The sequence below is a fragment of the Planktothrix tepida PCC 9214 genome (genome assembly GCF_900009145.1).
GTDB classification, from domain to species: domain Bacteria; phylum Cyanobacteriota; class Cyanobacteriia; order Cyanobacteriales; family Microcoleaceae; genus Planktothrix; species Planktothrix tepida.
Genome location: NZ_LN889813.1, coordinates 85,839 through 103,234 on the forward strand (window position 1 = coordinate 85,839; position 17,396 = coordinate 103,234).

Here is a 17,396-nt window from a genome sequence, read left to right on the forward strand (position 1 = left end):
GATATGGAGAGCAATTATTCTTGGGGTACGGATGTTCATCAAACCGCAATTCCTTTGCGGAATCATCAAAGACGACAGATTCGTCCTTTATATCGTGCGGTGTTATTGATGGTATTAGCAACCCTGGCCATGGGTGTGCATTCTTTTCGTCTGGTGCAATTGCAACTCATCGATGGCCAGAAAAACCGAGAACGAGCCGAAGAAAACCGAATTCGGTTAATACCTATTCCTTCTAATCGGGGTTATATCTTAGATCGCAACAATAAACCCTTAGCGGCGAATCATTTAACTCGTGCCTTATACGTTTGGCCAAAGGAACAAACCCCTGAGCAATGGTCACAAATTGCCACAATGCTCAGTCCCGTCCTGAACATAACCCCGGAAAATATTTTAGCCCCCATTCAAAAAGTCGGGTATCAGTCCCCTGCTGCCGTCAGAATTACTCAGTTTCTAACACCAGAGGCATTTGTTTGGTTAGGAGAAAAATCTGCCGAGTTACCCGGATTGGAAGTCCGAACAGAATCTAACCGTTATTATCCTGAAGGAAGTTTAGCTTCACAGGTCTTGGGGTATATTGGTGAAGCAACGGCTGAGGAGTTAAAAAAACACCCACAATGGCCGATGGGGATGATTGTTGGACAGTTGGGGATTGAAGCCAGAGCCAATGAAGCCCTCTCTGGGGTCTGGGGTTCTCGCTTAATTGAAGTGAATAGTTTGAACCAAGAATTACGAGAATTAGGTCAACGTCCCTCTAAAGGGGGAAAAAATGTTAAATTAACCCTCGATTTAGAGTTACAAAAAACAGCAGAAGCGGCCCTCGGAGATCGACGGGGAGCAGCCGTTGCCTTAAATGCCAAAACGGGAGAAATTTTGGTGATGGCTAGTAGCCCCCGATTTGATCCCAATATGTTTACAAAACCCATTAGCCAAAAACAATGGGAAGAACTACAAAACCAGGATGATCCCTTTTTAAATCGAGCGTTACAAGGATATCCACCGGGGAGTACCTTCAAAATTGTGTCCTCGGCGGCGGGGATGGGTTCGGGGAAATTTAGTCCTGATTCCATGCAGGAGACCTATGGTTCGATTACGGTTGGGGGGATTACCTTTAACGAACATAGTGGAGGTTATGGGGTGATTGGATTTCGAGATGCCCTAGCCTTCAGTAGTAACACCTTTTATTATCAACTGGGGATGGCTGTTGGCCCGGAAGCCATTGCTGAATGGGGTAAACGGTTGGGCATTGGAAATACCAGTTTAGACCTTTTAGGATTACAAGAAGGGTCAGAAGGATTTATTCCCACCCCGGAGAATAAGGAAAAAACCTATGGCGAACCTTGGTATTTAGGGGATACTGTTACGATGTCCATTGGTCAAGGTGCTGTGTTAGCAACACCATTAGAGTTGGCAGTCATGGTGGCTTCCATCGCCAATGGGGGATATCGGGTGAAACCCCATTTGTTAGAGGAATTAACCCATACGGCAAAAGCAAAACCGGAGCCTACTGGCATGAAGCCAGAAGCCGTTCAGGTGATCAAAGAAGGCTTGATTTCTGTAGTTGAGTATGGAACAGCCACCGTGATGAATGATGGTTCAATTCCTTTAACGGGGGGTAAAACTGGAACGTCAGAAGTGTTAGGACAAACCTCTCACTCTCTGTATGTGGGTTTTGGGCCTGCCAGCAAACCTGAAATTGCGATCGCGGTTGTGGTTGAAAATGGGGGTTATGGGTCTAAATCCGCTGCCCCTGTGGCTAAAGCTATTTTCCAAACTTATTTTAATAAAAGCAAACCAGTGTCCGAAGCCGTCAACGCCCAAAATACCGAGGAACCTCCAACTCCATAGCAAAGGATTGACCGTTGGCTGTTGACTATTGACCCAGGAACACGGAGTCAGAAGTTAATGATTTTCCCTTCCCCGTCCCCTTGTCCCCTTGTCCCCCCATCCCCTGCTCCTATTTCTTCATCCGATGAGGAGAACGATAAAAAGGACGTTTAACAACAACGGCGGGGTGGGTTTTACCGCGAATTTCCACGTCTAAGGATTGACCGATTTTGGATAATTCTGTAGGAACATAGGCCATTGAAATAGCTTTTCCTAAAGTTGGAGATAAAGTTCCACTGGTAATTTCTCCGACTTTTTCTCCATTGCATAAAACCGGATATCCATGACGGGCAATATATCGTCCTTGCATTTCTAACCCGACTAATTTTTGCTTGACTCCGGCTGTTTTTTGTTGTTCTAATGCTCGACGACCAATAAATTTTCCTTTGGTTTCCCAATGAATAATCCAACCTAAACCTGCTTCTAAAGGGGTTGTAGTTAAATCAATATCTTGCCCATATAAAGCCATTGCAGCTTCTAAACGCAGGGTATCTCTTGCCCCTAAACCGCAAGGCATTACACCTGCTGTGGCTAAATTTTGCCATAATTCCACACCCATAGCCGGATCAACCATGATTTCAAATCCATCTTCTCCGGTGTATCCTGTGCGGGCAATAAAAGCAGGTTGTCCTAAAATTGTTGTACTAATATGACCAAAAAATTTAACGTCAGAAAGATTATGGTTAACGAAGGGTTGTAATACTGCTTCTGCTTGTGGCCCCTGAACCGCTAATAAAACTTGATCTCTGGATAAATCCTCTAATGTTACCCCGTGATCCTCAATATGAGCGCTAATCCAAGCTTTATCCCGTGAGCGAGTTGCTGCATTCACAATCATTAACCCTTGAGGGACATTGGTGATCGGATCGATGCCTTGGTTATAAAAAATAATATCGTCTAATATTCCTCCCTGAACATTTAACAAAGCGCTATATTGGGCTTCACCCGGTTGTAAACGGCTTAAATCTGATGGCACAAGGGACTGTAAGGCTTCAATCAAATGTTCTCCTCGCAGAATAAATTTACCCATGTGGGAAATATCGAACATTCCTACAGTTTGTCGGACGGCTTCATGTTCTCGGTTAATTCCTGTAAACTGAACCGCCATTTCCCAACCGGCGAAAGGCACCATACGGCCATTGAGTTCAACTGAGACGTTATACAGGGGAGTACGAGAAAGGGTCATTGTCATATAGGGTATTGACTGTTAGCTGTTGAGTGTTGACTGAAGATGGGGTTTGAGGTCAATCGTTGAATTACTCCTGTCTGATCATAATACGGTTAAAACCGATTGTTGAATAACCGGATGTCAACGGTCAACACTTCGATACTTCAGCAAGCTCAGTGCAAAGCGGTCAACCTTCAGCAACTGATATTAGAATAGTTAGAACCGCTCTTATGTCGTTTTACGGGACTTATTCATGTCAGTATTGGCAGCGATCGCAGTTCTTGCAGTGTTAATTGTCGTTCATGAATTGGGGCATTTTTTAGCCGCTCGTTTCCAAAATATTCATGTTAATCGGTTTTCCATTGGTTTTGGCCCGATATTGTGGAAATATCAAGGCCCCGAAACCGAGTACGCTATTCGAGGTCTTCCCTTAGGAGGATATGTAGGATTTCCTGATGAAGATCCTGAGAGTACCATTCCTAAAGATGACCCCAATTTATTGAGTAATCGTCCCGTTTTAGATCGGGCAATTGTGATTAGTGCGGGGGTGATTGCTAATTTAATTTTTGCTTATTTTCTATTAGTGACTCAAATTGGGATTATTGGGGTTCCGAGTTTTAATTATGAACCGGGTGTGAAAGTTGCCGAAGTCGCTCAAGATGTCAACTCTGCGGCTAACCGAGCCGGAATTGAATCAAAAGATATTATTTTGGCTGTAGACGGTCAGGATTTAGGGGCTTCGGAAACTTCCATTAAAACCTTAATTAATGTGATTCAAAATAATCCGAATCAACCCTTATCTATGGAGATTAAACGACAGGATCAAATTGTATCTGTCAAAGTCGTTCCTGAACCGGGAAATGATGGGAAAGGTCGCATTGGAGTCCAGTTAACGTCTAATGGAACTGTCGTTCGTCATCGGGCTGCAAACCCTATTCAAGCGTTTATCGAAGGAGCAACGGAATTTCAACGGATTATTAATTTAACCGTATCCGGTTTTGGTCAACTGATTAGTAACTTTAGTGAAACCGCAGAACAGTTATCTGGCCCTGTAGGAATTGTGGCAATTGGGGCGGATATTGCCCGTTCAGATGCGGGAAATTTGTTTCAATTTGCAGCGTTAATTAGTATTAACTTAGCGTTCATTAATATTCTCCCCCTTCCGGCTTTAGATGGGGGTCAATTAGCCTTTTTATTAATTGAAGCGTTGCGCGGGAAACCCTTACCCGATAAAGTCCAAGAAAGTGTGATGCAAACGGGGTTAATGCTGTTGTTGGGATTAGGGGTTTTCTTGATTATTCGAGATACCGTTAATTTAGCCGATTTAAGTTGGGTGCGATCGCTCTTTCCCCAGTAAACAATCAACATGGTAACTCAGAAAAAGCGGGGAACAAAACAACGGGCTTTAGAAATTTTATTGCGACTCAAACGCCTCTATCCTGATGCAACTTGTAGTTTAAATTATCAAACTCCAGTGCAATTATTAGTGGCAACAATTCTATCAGCCCAATGTACAGATGAACGAGTCAATCAAGTGACTCCAGCTTTATTTGCTCGATTTCCTGACGCCGAAAGTTTAGGGAAAGCCGACCTGACAGAACTGGAAACCTTAGTCCGGTCAACGGGGTTCTATCGCAATAAAGCTCGCCATATTAAAGCAGCCTGTCAACTGATAGCCGAAAAATACGGGGGACAACCTCCAAAACTGATGGAACAGTTGTTAGAACTCCCTGGAGTGGCTCGAAAAACGGCTAATGTGGTGTTAGCCCATGGCTATGGGATTAATATGGGGGTCACGGTGGATACCCATGTCAAACGCCTAAGTCAACGGTTAGGACTGACAACCCATACTGACCCCATTCGGATAGAACGGGATTTGATGGAGTTGATTTCCCAAGAAGACTGGGAAAATTGGTCAATTCGCTTAATTTATCACGGTCGCGCTATCTGTACAGCGAGGAGTCCAGCGTGTTATAATTGTAAATTGTCTGATTTATGCCCATCTGTTCAAGGGGCAACCGTCCCCAACGCAGAAAAACGTCTAGGCTAAAGCATAAATAATCATTTAGGAGGAAGACAGCCTTAATATGGCTAAGAAAAGCATGATTGAGCGCGATAAAAAGCGCAAAAAATTAGTAGAGAAATATGCTGAAAAACGCGCTGAACTAAAAGAACAGTTTGAGCAAGCAGAATCTCAACTGGAAAAAATGGAAATTCACCGCAAAATTCAACAATTACCTCGCAATAGTTCTAAAACCCGGGTGCGTAACCGTTGCTGGTTAACCGGACGTCCTAGAGGCTATTATCGGGATTTTGGATTATCTCGCAACGTCATCCGCGAAATGGCGCACCAAGGGTTATTACCGGGCGTTGTCAAGTCCAGTTGGTAACAGACTATTCCTCATCCGTTTTTGGGGCGGGGTCTTCTCGCCCTGATAACGGTTGGTGTACGAATCGTTCCCGTCCACAGCAGCGCTCAATTCCTAAACTATCTAATAACAAATCACTAACGGCATTAGCAATCGCAAATTCCCCAAAAAAGCTTTTTGAAAAATCAAAGGATTCCATTTCGGTAACAATCGCAATGACTAAAGAACCGACATCATTTTCCCCTTCCATGCGTTGACGCATATAAATTTTAGCGGCGCGTTCTGCTATGGTTTCATTGACGGCTTCGGGGATAAATTGTTCATCTAACCAAGTGTGTAAGGTTTGTTTTAACCATTCTCCTTCCTGTTGCAGATTTTCACTAGGGGGTAAGGTAATGGGGGTAATGGGTTCATTCATATAGGCTTGAAAGTTGATAGTTGACAGTTGACGATAAAATTGAAGGATTCTAGTCTTGAACCAGGGTGATAATAGGAGAGTCTTTTCCGGTGTATTCTTCAGAAATTTTAGTTTTAACTAATTCAGCAAATAGTCGATTAATGGCAGACTCTATAGAATTCGCTTCTCGTTTAAAACAAACTTGAAAGCTTTTGGCTTTATCATAAGTTTTCGTTTCTTTTCTATAGGTTTTTTGAGTTTTGGATTCGACAAAGACAGAAGGATTCGGACGTTTATACCAATATAATTGATAAGAATAAGTGGAATCATTTCCTTTAAATTTAAGAATATCTTCCCCATGTCCGGGAATACTGAGATAGTAAAATTCCCCCCGTTGATAGATTTGCAGATAGCCCCAAGTTTTCTCCGTTTTGTTGAGGAGTTTCGTTAAGGTACTTTCCAACATAAAGGATGAATTAAGATTTAGCATAGATGAGGTAATAGCCGTTAATATCGTATTCAAATCATAGCAAAGTTTGTCACCTATGCAATATGATGTTACCGCCATTATCCAAGGGTATGCACAAGGATACTTTTTGATGGCAAATGACGGGGAAGATAGCCTGGGATGGTATTCTAGTCGAGAACGGGCACTGATTCCCCTGAATGAACAATTTCGTTATCCGCGTTCTTTGCAACGGGTTCTGAATCAAAATCGGTTTACGGTTGCGATTAATCAAGATTTTAACGCTGTTGTGGAAGGGTGCGCTAATCGGGAAGAAACGTGGATATCCTCGGAATTAAAGCAAATTTATCACGCTTTAAATCAAGCCGGGTTTGCCTATAGTTTTGAAACATGGAAAGAAGGGGAGTTAGCCGGAGGAATATTAGGCATTGTAATTGGGGGAGCGTTTATTGGAGAATCGATGTTTTTTAATATTCCTGATGGTTCTAAGGTGGCAATGGTTAAATTAGTTGAACGCTTAATTGAAAGAAAATTTATTTTATTTGATGCTCAAATGAATAACCCCCATTTAGAACGATTTGGCTCTTATATTATTAAGAATCAAGATTATAAAAAACTTCTCAAAAAAGCTATTATTCAACCTTGTTCTTTTTAGGCTCAGTTTATATCCTAATGGTTCTAGCCGTTGTCCTAGCCATTAAAACGTCTGCTGAAGCAGCCAACAAGATTAACCTTCCCTATAGGGGAAATATCCAGAAAATAATACAATTATCTATCTTAGAGAATTTATAGGTGTGGGTTGTCATAGCTTTGGGGTGGATACTTGAAAGTCCCATTCAAGCCATCTACTACCCAGTTAAACCCGAAAGCCATAACCGAGAAATTCTGCCAACCCTAGGCGAAAGAATAGCGGTGTTTGAATCCCCTTCTTTATTATACGGATAGGAGGCGAAGTCCCAAGAATGTAAAACTGTCAAGATCTCTAGGTATAAAGGGTTAAGAGTTGTCTAATCAGAGGAGAAGGAAGGCATTTTGGTTTTATCACGCGCGAAACAGTTTTGGAATTTTGGACAAACGGTATTAGGGATTATTTTTCGTCATCCCGTCCCTGGAACCAGTATTATTCCCATTCTGCCTAATGGCCAAATTGTTTTGGTGCGACGTCGAGATAATGGCAAATGGGCTTTACCTGGGGGGATGGTAGACTGGGGCGAAGAAATCTCAACCACAATTCAACGGGAATTGACTGAAGAAACTGGGTTAGAATTAGTGAAAATTCGACGTTTAGTGGGTGTATATTCGTCGCCAGATCGAGATCCGCGAATTCATTCTATCTGTGTGGTTGTGGAAGCGGATGTTCAAGGGAACTTTCAAGTTCAGGACATCCATGAAATTACGGAGGTTAAAGCCTTTGATGTCACATCCCTCCCCACGGATTTCAGTCATGACTGTGAACGTCATCTTCAGGACTATTTAAACGGTCTGACGACGTTAGCTTAAGGTTTGTCCACTGTATTAATAATTAGGATGTATCAATTATTCCATCATTTTCGGGTTCAAATTCCCCAAGGCCAGATTTTCTGGCGTGAAGCTGGCTATGGCCCTACGATTATTTTTCTGCATGGGTCTTGGGCGGATAGTAGTCAATGGATTCCGTTGATGCAGCACTTAAGTCTTGAATATCATTGTGTTGCACCGGATGTTTTGGGATGTGGAGAATCTCGATCTTTTACGAAAATTCACCCTTCTATTAGTTTGGAAGTGGAGTGTTTAGCCGAACAAATTAAATCCCTGAAACTGAAGGAATTTTGTTTAGTGGGTCACGGTTTGGGCGCCTGGATTGCCACTCGTTATGCTTTAGAATATCCTGATGCTGTGAAAGGCTTAGTGGTGATTGCCCCGGAGGGAGTGGAATTTCCCAACTATAAAAAAGAATGGGGACGAATCCGGCAATTAGCGGCTAATTTTTCCCCCTTGATTTGGTTTTTGAAACTGATTTATCCCTTAGCGTTTCTATTTGGACAAGGAAAAAAAATTCAGGCTGAGTTGAACCAGAGGCAGATGATGTTGCAGTGGCCCGTTGCGAATAAATTGTTATATCAGCGTCGGTGGGCGGAAATTCACGGGGAAATGCTGAATCAACGTCTCCATGAGTTGAGGTTGCCGACTTTGGTTTTACAAGGAAATGAAGATACTGCCATGGCTTATCAACACAGTAAAACTTATTCCGAAATTACACCGATGGCTCAATGTCAAATTATTGAGGGCGGACAACCGAATTTACCCGTACAAATGCCAGAAGTGATTGCTCAATCGATTAGAACGTTTATTACCACCCATGTTCAGTTTTCAGAGCCGCCATCCCCCGAAATATTAGATGAGGATCAACCAACAGATGAGTCTTCGTATCAGGAAACTGCTTGGTAAAGTAACGGTGTAATAGGGTGCGATCGCCTCCTGTGAGAATAACAGCACTATTAGGATGTTCTGTTTGCCAAGCTTTGATAAAATCGTGCATTCCCGCCAATAGTGTATAAATAATTCCACTCTGAATGGCTTCTGGGGTGTCGGTTGCCCAGCGTTGGGGTAGATTTTGGGAAAATTCAATCGTCGGTAAGGTGGCCGTTCTTTGGGCTAAGGAAGATTGTTGCAGACCTAAACCGGGCAAAATAGCCCCTCCGACTAACCGTTGATGGGCATCTGCTCCGGTTAAAGTCAGGGCTGTTCCGGCATCAATAACTAAAATTGGCCATCCATAGCAGGTTCCGCCACCGAAAACGGCTAAGGCTCGATCAATACCTAAAGTTGAATACATCCCGTTGAGGGGAACGTCTGCCAAGGTTAACGCTCGCACCAGGGGGGATGTTGCCCCGTATTGAGTGGGTTCGGAAACCACAGAGGCCACCAGTAAGGGCAGATTGTCTGTGAAGGTAGGGGGTTGATCCGTATTTTCCTCATTCCAAGCTTCTAATACGGTTGTACCCGCTAGTTTTGCCCAATGTCGGCGGGAATTTCCCAGCATTAATCCAAACCAAGGCTGTTCACTGACTATCGAAGATGAAGAGAATTGACGCATCTATCTTAAGAAATAGTTTTTTTATGTAACAATATCTTAAGATATCTTTACACAACCTTTGGGGTTGAGGGTGCATCTTCAAACCTGATCTGTTTCCGGTGAAGACGAAAATCTGATGATCACCCGGATGATTAATCTCCTAATATCAACCTCTTTAACCTGATATTTTTTCTTCATTTTAACTTAAAAAATTGGAAATCAAAATTTAATTTTTATGGGGTACATTCCTATGTCTATACTTCATTTAGATGCTCCTTACTGTTCATGGCCAAAAAACTATATGTTCAGCTATTTTGAATCTGAAAAACCCGCTTCGATTGCCTTATTGGAAGACGATATAGATAAACATCAGATTCAATTTTATGATCTGCTCAATCAGATTAATAAAGAAATTATTAGTACCTTAGATTTAGATAAAGTTTTAAGTTCAGCCTGTCAACAACTGGGTCAAATTATTCAATGTAGTCGGGTGAGTATTTTAGTCAAAGAATCTAACTCTGAGCAGGAATTTATGACGCGAGGTGAATATAATTCGGGGGAATATTCGAGTCAACTGGGAATTAAACTCAGCGTCAATGATAATCTGTATTTACAGGTTTTATTGTCTCAATCGCAACCTTTGGCGGTGACAAAATTTCAAGACTTTCCGGGTTTAGGAGAAACAACAAAAGCTTTAATTGATCAGTTAGAAATTCAATCCATGTTAGCCATTGCCGTTCGTTATCAAGGGGAAGTTCAAGGGATTATTGGACTTCAGCAATGTGATCGAGAACGGGAATGGCAAGATTGGGAAATTCAACTGTTAGATGGAATTGCATCTCCTTTAGCGATCGCCATTCATCATGCTCAATTATATCAAGAAACTCGCTGTAAAGCGGAACAAGAAGCGTTATTACGGTTAGTGATTAATCAAATTCGCAGTAGTTTAGAATTAAATACCATTTTAAAAACGGCTGTTCAAGGGGTTCGGCAGGTTTTGAATACAGATCGAGTCGTAATTTATCAGTTTATAGACGGTTGGCAAGGAGAAATTAAAGTTGAGGATTATCGAGTGCCTTGGCCGTCAATTTTTGGGGATAAAATCACAGATAATTGTTTTCCTGAACAACATGGAAACCTCTATAAAAATGGACGAGTTCGGGCAATTAATGATATTCATCAATCGGATTTAGATCCCTGTCATGTAAATTTTTTAGCTGCGTTACAAGTCCGAGCGAATTTAGTTGTCCCGATATTAATGGGAGGAGAAACTGAACAAAATCAATCTAATAATCAACTTTGGGGATTATTAATTGCTCATGAATGTAGTCATCCTCGGTATTGGAAATCCTGGGAAATTGAAGGATTACAACAACTTGCAGATCAATTAGCAATTGCTATTAAACAAGCACAACTGTATACCAAAGTTCAAGAAACCGCTTGGCAATATAAACTTCAAACTCAACAGTTACAAGCGACCTTAGAAGAACTCAAAAATGCCCAGATGCAACTGATTCAAAGTGAAAAGCTATCAAGTTTAGGTCAAATGGTAGCGGGAGTTGCCCATGAAATTAATAATCCTAATAACTTTATTTATGCTAATATTTCCCATGCCAGAGGGTATGTTGATAATTTGGTAAATGCTTTAAATCAATGTCGAGAATTTAGTCCTGAAATGGCAGAGTTTTTCAGTCAAATTAGTGAAGAAATCGAATTAGATTTTATTCGAGAAGACTTTCCCCATTTAATTGATTCTATGGAACAAGGCAGTGTGCGAATTCGCTCCATTGTTAATCGTTTAAAAGATTTTGCCCATTTGGATGAATCGGAATGGAAATTTGTTGATTTAACAGAAGGGTTAGAAACCAGTCTAAGTTTATTAGAACATAAAATGAATCAAATTAGTGTCCAGAAACACTACGAAAAAATTCCTAAAATCAATTGTTTTGCGGGTCAAATTAATCAAGTGTTTTTTCAAATTTTAAATAATGCCATTTATGCCGTTAAAGAGCGAGGGAAAGATGGAAAAATTACGATTAAAATTGCTAATAAAAACTCCGATTTTATCCAAATTATTATTCAGGATAATGGCTTAGGAATTCCCGATGACATTAAATCTCGAATTTTTGATCCCTTTTTTACAACAAAACCTGTAGGTCAAGGGACAGGAATGGGACTCGCTATCTGCTATCAAGTGATTGTTAAAGGTCATGGCGGGAAGTTAGAATTTAAGAGTCAGGAAGGACAAGGAACAGAATTTATCATTGAGATTCCTTGCCAATAACATGATATTATCAGGGCAATTTCCCTTGAGGGCTAACCATGAACCCTTTTAATCATTCTATCAGGCATCTATCCGGGAACTTAAGATTACGAACAGTTTTAATTATTCCGTTTCTGCTTCAAATGATTGTTGCTGTTGGATTAACGGGGTATTTATCCTATCGGAATGGACAAAAAGCAATTAATGATTTAGTCACGCAGTTACAACAAGAAATTGCAAATCGGATTCAAGAACGTTTGGATAATTATTTAGCTAAACCTTATTTTTTAAATCAAATTAATGTAGAAGCGGTGCAACTGGGAATTTTAAATATAAACAACTCCCAACTTTTAGAGCAACGATTTTTTAAACAAATTCAATTATTAAAATCTATTCAAGGGATTTATTTTGCTAATCCTCAAGGAGAAATTGTTTTAGTTAATCACAATTCTTCTCAAGGATTTCTTGCCTTAATTAGTGAAAATTTTCCCAAACGAGCTATTTATCAATTAGATGAAAATGGAAATCGAACTCAACGGATTGCTACTGATCTTTATGATGCTAAAACTCGACCTTGGTATCAACAAGCGATGCAAGCGAACCAAACAAAATGGAGTGGTGTTTATACCTTTTCCAGAGGGGATGTAGGAATTACTTTGGCTACCCCTATTTATGATCAAACGGGTGATTTTAAAGGATTAATGGCGGTTGATTTACTATTAGAATTAATCAGCGATTTTTTACATAATATTAAAATTAGTCCTACTGCTCAGACTTTTATTGTAGATGATTCAGGACAATTAGTAGCCACTTCTACGGAAGAAAAACCCTATATTAAATCGGAAGAAAATCAAATCGCAAAACCCTTAAAAGCGATTGAAAGTTCTAATGGTTTAACTCAATCAACGGTGAAATATTTAATTCAAAATTTTCATCAATTTAACCAAATTCAAACATTACAACAATTAGAATTTACTTGGAATGGACAAAAACATTTTCTACAAGTTCTTCCCTACAAAGATCAGTATGGTTTAAACTGGTTCGTTGTTGTGGTGATTCCTGAATCGGATTTTATGGAACATATCCATGAGAATAACCGTATTACTATTTTATTATGTTTAGGAGCGTTAGGACTGGCTATTATTTTAGGAATTATTACCAGTCGTTGGGTGAGTCAACCTATTTTTGAACTCAGTCAAGCGGCGGATGGGTTATCTAAAGGAAATTGGGGAACACCTGTTCAGCATAAACCCATTTATGAATTAAGACGGTTAGCACAAGCGTTTAATCAAATGCGAATTCAGTTAAAACAATCTTATCATAAATTAGAAGAATATTCAAAAAGTTTAGAGCAGAAAGTTGCGGAACGAACCCATGAATTAGAAGAAGCGAAACAAGCCGCAGATGCAGCTAATCGTGCTAAAAGTACCTTTTTAGCGAATATGAGTCATGAGTTAAGAACGCCATTAAATGCTATTTTAGGGTTTAGTCAATTGATGTCGCGTAACCCCACTTTTTCCCAAGGTTCTCAAGAGTTAAAGATTATTAATCGCAGTGGTGAACATTTATTAGAACTGATTAACGATATTTTAGATTTATCCAAAATAGAAGCGGGAAAAACTATATTAACTGAACAAAGTTTTGATCTTTATCAATTCTTGGATACCTTAGAAGGAATGTTAAAAATTAGAGTGACTTCTCAGGGACTTCAGTTTATCGTTCAATATGGCGAGGAGGTTCCTCGGTATATTATTAGTGATGAGAAGAAATTACGTCAAGTGTTAATTAATTTATTGGGGAATGCGATTAAATTTACAGAAAAAGGTCAAGTCATATTGCGGGTGAAACCTTTACCCTTTCAGGAACATTTACCTGGAGAAAACAGCAACAATAAACTGTATCTAAGTTTTGAAGTAGAAGATACTGGAATGGGAATTAAACCCGAAGAGCTTCAGGATTTATTTGATGCTTTTGTGCAAACGGAATCAGGCCAAAAATCCCAACAAGGCACAGGGTTAGGGTTGGCAATTAGTCGAAAGTTTGTGCAGATGATGGGAGGAGATATTACCGTTAGTAGTCAATTTGGGGTAGGGAGTATTTTTCAATTTACAATATTAACAACTCAGGCAGAATTTTCTGAAAGTTCACACCAGCACACTCTAGGGAAAGTTATCGGTTTATTACCGAATCAACCTGACTATAAAATATTAGTTGTTGATGAAGTTGTTGAAAATCGGTTATTAGTCAAACGGTTATTAAATTCCGTTGGATTTGAAGTTTTTGAAGCTGGAAATGGGTTAGAAGCGATTCAAGTTTGGGAACAATATCAACCACAGTTAATTTGGATGGATATGCGAATGCCTGTAATGGATGGATATACAGCAACTCGTCAGATTAAACAAAGACACCAAGGAAAAAATACGGTGATTATTGCTTTAACTGCGAGTGCGTTACAGGATGAAGAACATATTATTTTGGAAGCCGGATGTGATGATATTGTCAGAAAACCTTTTCAAGAGGCGGAATTGTTTGATAAAATGGCTCAATATTTGGGAATTCAATATATCTATGAAAACGAAAGTCCCCAGGATTCCCCATCACTCAACTCAATTCAATCCTTAACGCCAGAAATCTTTCAGAAAATGCCGTTAGCATGGGTTCAACAATTGCATCAGGCGGCGGTAAGTGGAGATGATAGCTGGGTTAGTGAGTTAATTCAACAAATTCCTGATTCTCAAGTAGAACTAGCAGAAATTCTGACATTATTAGTAGATGAATTTCGATTAGATACCATTAGTGATATCACAAAACTTGTAATTTAATTTTTTTTAAAGTTATGACTCATTCTTCTGATTCTTCTCATGCTCAACCTGTAGATATTTTAATCGTGGATGATACCCCCGATAATTTACGTTTGTTATCTTCCATGTTATTAGAACAAGGCTATAAAGTTCGCAAAGCCATGAATGGAAAACGCGCTATTCAAGCGGTAGAAGCGATTCTTCCTGATTTGATTTTATTAGATATTATGATGCCAGAAATGAATGGTTATGAAGTTGCAAAATTTCTGAAAGAGTCTGTTAATTATCAGGATATTCCCATTATATTTCTGAGTGCTTTAAATGATCCTTTAGATAAAGTGTTAGCGTTTGATGTGGGGGGAGTGGATTATATTAGTAAACCTTTTCATGTTCAGGAAGTGTTAGTTCGGGTGAAAACTCAATTGATGATTCGTCAACAACAAAAACAACTACAAGCACAAAATGAACAGTTAAAACAGGAAATTCAACACCGTCAAAATATAGAATCTAAATTAAGCTTGTTGATTCATGCCATATCCCAGGATTTAAAAAATCCGATGACAATAATCTTGAAAGGATTAAAAAGTTTACTGACCAAAAATTTAGTGTCAGATTCATCGGGTATTATTGTTCCTAGAGATATTATAGCACGGATGGTGAATAGTTGCGATCGCCAATTAACCTTGATTAATTCTTTAGTGGAAACAACAGATATCGAAATTCAAGGGATTTCTTTAGAGTGTAAACCGCTCTCTATCTATACTTTCATTCAGACTTTAGTAGGAGATTGGCAACCGATTATTAGCAAAAATCAGGCTTCCTTAAAAAGTAATATTTCTCAAGATTTGCCTTTAATTAAAGCAGATTCTCATCAACTTTTACGAATATTTGAGCATTTATTCTCTAATGCGATTAAATATAATGCTCCAGGGATTACTTTAACGGTTGCAGCCGAAGTAATTTCAACAGAAAATCATTCGTCTTTCGTTCGGTGTACTGTTTCTGATAATGGAGTGGGAATTAATAGCGAAGATATTGAAACTCTGTTTGACCTCTATCAAAGAGAAAACCATCTCAGCAAAATTAAAGGGTTAGGATTAGGTTTATATCTGTGTCGGCAAATTATTACCGCTCATGGCGGTAAAATTGGGGTAATTTCTAGTCCTAACCAAGGGGCAACTTTTTGGTTTACAATTCCAGTTTGGGCTGAATAAATATAGCAGGAAATAAGTAAAATGGAGGACAAGACTTTAAGGTATTGTTCTCCAAAACCAGTTTTTTTTACCTCTTGTAATTCGATTAAATTCGCTTAAACACTAACACATCATCCTTTTCATAGGATAATTTAAAATTAGATTTTGCTTTCAATTGAGTGACAGATTTTTCCCCTAAATCTTTTGTATCCGGCCAAGGATGGCGTAAATTTAAAATCACATAATCAAATTCTTTTAAATCAAAGTCCGGTGACACTTGATTGAGTAATTTAATGGTTTTTCGATGGGTGAAATGGGGTGCAAGTCGGTTATCAGTTAAAACGCCTCCTTTAGTTTGGATTTGGGTAACGGCATTTCGGGTGGCTGACCAATTATCGATGCGAGTAAAATAGCCTAAAACTTGGGTATGATCTCCCCATAATAAGAAGATTATACTTGACCAAAGTACAATCCATTGGGGGAGTTTTTGATGGGGAATTGTGAATAAATTAGAATAAGGCTTTTTACCTTCCTCCTGTGCTATAGGGGGGTGAGAAGTTGGAGAATTTATATTCATTTCCTCTGAGGACAAGGGAGGTTGAGGGGGGGTATTCTTCTGAAATTTATTCCATAAACTCCATAAACTATTCCCCAGTCCCGGCTTTTCTGCGGCTAAGGTTCTAATCATTACTAAGAATAAAAAAGGTAAAGCCGGAAGGGAATATTGATAGATTAAACTGCGTTGCATGGGGTCAATAGATAATACATTCAGTAATAACGTGGGAATGGCTGGAATTAAAGCGATAAACTTTTGAGGGTTTAACCACCAAATTACTGCAATACTAAATTCCAAGAAATAAACCCAAGTCTCGATAGACAGTAATTTTCCTAAAACAAATTGAGGTTTGAAAAGGGTATTAAAAATAACCTCTAAAACTGAATTTCCTAAATAAGGATAGCGAGAGACTCCGGCGGCTTCTTGACCACTATAAAACGGAATCATAACTTGAGTCACCAGTAAAAACCAAGCAATTCCTAACGCAATGGCTATCATTCCAGAAAAACGACGTTGTTCAAAAAAGATTAACCAAAAGCCAATAGCAATCACGGTTAAACTAAACACCGCTTTACAAGCTAAAATCCAAAGAATTGCTAGAATAAACCAGATAAATTTTTTCTGTTTAGCCGCTAAAATTGCCCCAAAAATTGCCGGAACTGCTAAAACATCAGGGTGAAAATCAAATAAATTAATATTAAAAATTTCAGGATACAGTAAATAAGCAATGGCAACCGCTAACGCTAATTGTTGATTTAATCCCGATGAACGCGCTAATTTCCAAGTAATTCCAGCCCCGGAAGCCAAGCAAATTGCCTGAACTAAAAATAACCAATAAACCGTTGGATATAGCTTGTATAAAAAGACTAACGGATAAATGGCTAATGCCCCATGATCCCCTAAAAAATGGAACCCTAAAAAGGAAGAAATAGGTTGACTTCCTTGGCTCATTAAGTATATAATTTGATCATAAATTCCTAAATCATAAGCCGTCGATTGAAATAAAAAATGACGCAAACTGCTATACAAAAACAGAATAATTGTACCAATCGCCATAATTTTCCAGATCGAAAGGGAAAATAAGCCCTTTGTCTGAATTGACGTTGAAGGTTCGGGAAGGTCGGGGTAGGTTTGCATTTTATTCATGATTCACACCGAAATTTAGTCTACCTGAGTGTGAATCTTCTGAACAGTAGAATATTGATTACAACTTCAATCTTTTAACTCATCGACGGCGATTCAAA

The 17,396-nt window shown here is 39.4% G+C and carries 14 protein-coding genes and 1 pseudogene; 10 read left to right on the top strand and 5 right to left on the bottom strand.

Going from position 1 to position 17,396, the window contains the following annotated elements; genetic code table 11:
• Positions 1 to 3 precede the first annotated feature (3 nt).
• The gene (gene mrdA, locus PL9214_RS23070) at positions 4 to 1,845 is read left to right on the top strand and encodes a penicillin-binding protein 2 (protein ID WP_072721327.1); all 1,842 of its coding nucleotides are present in this window, start codon (positions 4 to 6) and stop codon (positions 1,843 to 1,845) included.
• A gap of 109 nt (positions 1,846 to 1,954) precedes the next feature.
• On the opposite strand, the gene gcvT is transcribed toward mrdA, so the two are convergent.
• Entirely contained in the window at positions 1,955 to 3,076 is a 1,122-nt protein-coding gene (gene gcvT / locus PL9214_RS23075) for a glycine cleavage system aminomethyltransferase GcvT (RefSeq protein WP_072721329.1), read from the bottom strand.
• Positions 3,077 to 3,305: 229 nt separating this feature from the next.
• On the opposite strand from gcvT, the gene rseP reads away from it, so the two are divergent.
• The 3 genes from rseP to rpsN are packed head-to-tail and all read left to right on the top strand — an operon-like array spanning position 3,306 to position 5,442.
• Complete coding sequence (rseP, locus tag PL9214_RS23080) at positions 3,306 to 4,409, top strand: RIP metalloprotease RseP (protein ID WP_072721331.1); 1,104 nt, start codon at positions 3,306 to 3,308, stop codon at positions 4,407 to 4,409.
• Between the two features lie 9 nt (positions 4,410 to 4,418).
• Positions 4,419 to 5,102, top strand: a complete 684-nt coding sequence (gene nth, locus PL9214_RS23085) for an endonuclease III (protein ID WP_072721333.1) — start codon at positions 4,419 to 4,421, stop codon at positions 5,100 to 5,102.
• A gap of 37 nt (positions 5,103 to 5,139) precedes the next feature.
• On the top strand, positions 5,140 to 5,442 hold the full coding sequence (rpsN, locus tag PL9214_RS23090; protein WP_072721335.1) for a 30S ribosomal protein S14: 303 nt from the start codon (positions 5,140 to 5,142) through the stop codon (positions 5,440 to 5,442).
• A gap of 70 nt (positions 5,443 to 5,512) precedes the next feature.
• Here the strand turns inward: rpsN and PL9214_RS23095 are convergent.
• Positions 5,513 to 5,839: pseudogene (locus PL9214_RS23095) on the bottom strand (DUF8822 family protein); the annotation flags it as partial.
• 49 nt (positions 5,840 to 5,888) lie between these two features.
• Positions 5,889 to 6,308: a hypothetical protein gene (locus PL9214_RS23100; protein WP_072721337.1), complete on the bottom strand. Its 420-nt coding sequence runs from the start codon at positions 6,306 to 6,308 to the stop codon at positions 5,889 to 5,891.
• Between the two features lie 55 nt (positions 6,309 to 6,363).
• Between PL9214_RS23100 and aat the strand changes: the two genes are divergently transcribed.
• From aat to PL9214_RS23115, 3 genes are all read left to right on the top strand, one after another.
• Positions 6,364 to 6,939, top strand: a complete 576-nt coding sequence (aat, locus tag PL9214_RS23105; protein ID WP_072721339.1) for a leucyl/phenylalanyl-tRNA--protein transferase — start codon at positions 6,364 to 6,366, stop codon at positions 6,937 to 6,939.
• 377 nt (positions 6,940 to 7,316) lie between these two features.
• Positions 7,317 to 7,784: an NUDIX domain-containing protein gene (locus PL9214_RS23110; RefSeq protein WP_072721341.1), complete on the top strand. Its 468-nt coding sequence runs from the start codon at positions 7,317 to 7,319 to the stop codon at positions 7,782 to 7,784.
• Positions 7,785 to 7,811: 27 nt separating this feature from the next.
• Entirely contained in the window at positions 7,812 to 8,711 is a 900-nt protein-coding gene (locus PL9214_RS23115; RefSeq protein WP_072721343.1) for an alpha/beta fold hydrolase, read from the top strand.
• On the opposite strand, the gene PL9214_RS23120 is transcribed toward PL9214_RS23115, so the two are convergent.
• The gene (locus PL9214_RS23120) at positions 8,614 to 9,360 is read right to left on the bottom strand and encodes a pantothenate kinase (RefSeq protein ID WP_072721344.1); all 747 of its coding nucleotides are present in this window, start codon (positions 9,358 to 9,360) and stop codon (positions 8,614 to 8,616) included. The genes PL9214_RS23115 and PL9214_RS23120 overlap by 98 nt on opposite strands.
• 229 nt (positions 9,361 to 9,589) lie before the next feature.
• Here PL9214_RS23120 and PL9214_RS23125 point away from each other — a divergent pair, with 229 nt between their 5' ends.
• The 3 genes from PL9214_RS23125 to PL9214_RS23135 are packed head-to-tail and all read left to right on the top strand — an operon-like array spanning position 9,590 to position 15,617.
• Complete coding sequence (locus PL9214_RS23125) at positions 9,590 to 11,623, top strand: GAF domain-containing protein (RefSeq protein ID WP_072721346.1); 2,034 nt, start codon at positions 9,590 to 9,592, stop codon at positions 11,621 to 11,623.
• 38 nt (positions 11,624 to 11,661) lie between these two features.
• Complete coding sequence (locus tag PL9214_RS23130; protein WP_072721348.1) at positions 11,662 to 14,424, top strand: hybrid sensor histidine kinase/response regulator; 2,763 nt, start codon at positions 11,662 to 11,664, stop codon at positions 14,422 to 14,424.
• 14 nt (positions 14,425 to 14,438) lie between these two features.
• Positions 14,439 to 15,617, top strand: coding sequence for a hybrid sensor histidine kinase/response regulator (locus tag PL9214_RS23135; RefSeq protein ID WP_072721349.1), 1,179 nt, complete (start codon positions 14,439 to 14,441; stop codon positions 15,615 to 15,617).
• Positions 15,618 to 15,702: 85 nt separating this feature from the next.
• Here the strand turns inward: PL9214_RS23135 and PL9214_RS23140 are convergent, their stop codons facing one another.
• Positions 15,703 to 17,298, bottom strand: a complete 1,596-nt coding sequence (locus PL9214_RS23140; protein ID WP_245824343.1) for a DUF2079 domain-containing protein — start codon at positions 17,296 to 17,298, stop codon at positions 15,703 to 15,705.
• Positions 17,299 to 17,396 lie beyond the last annotated feature (98 nt).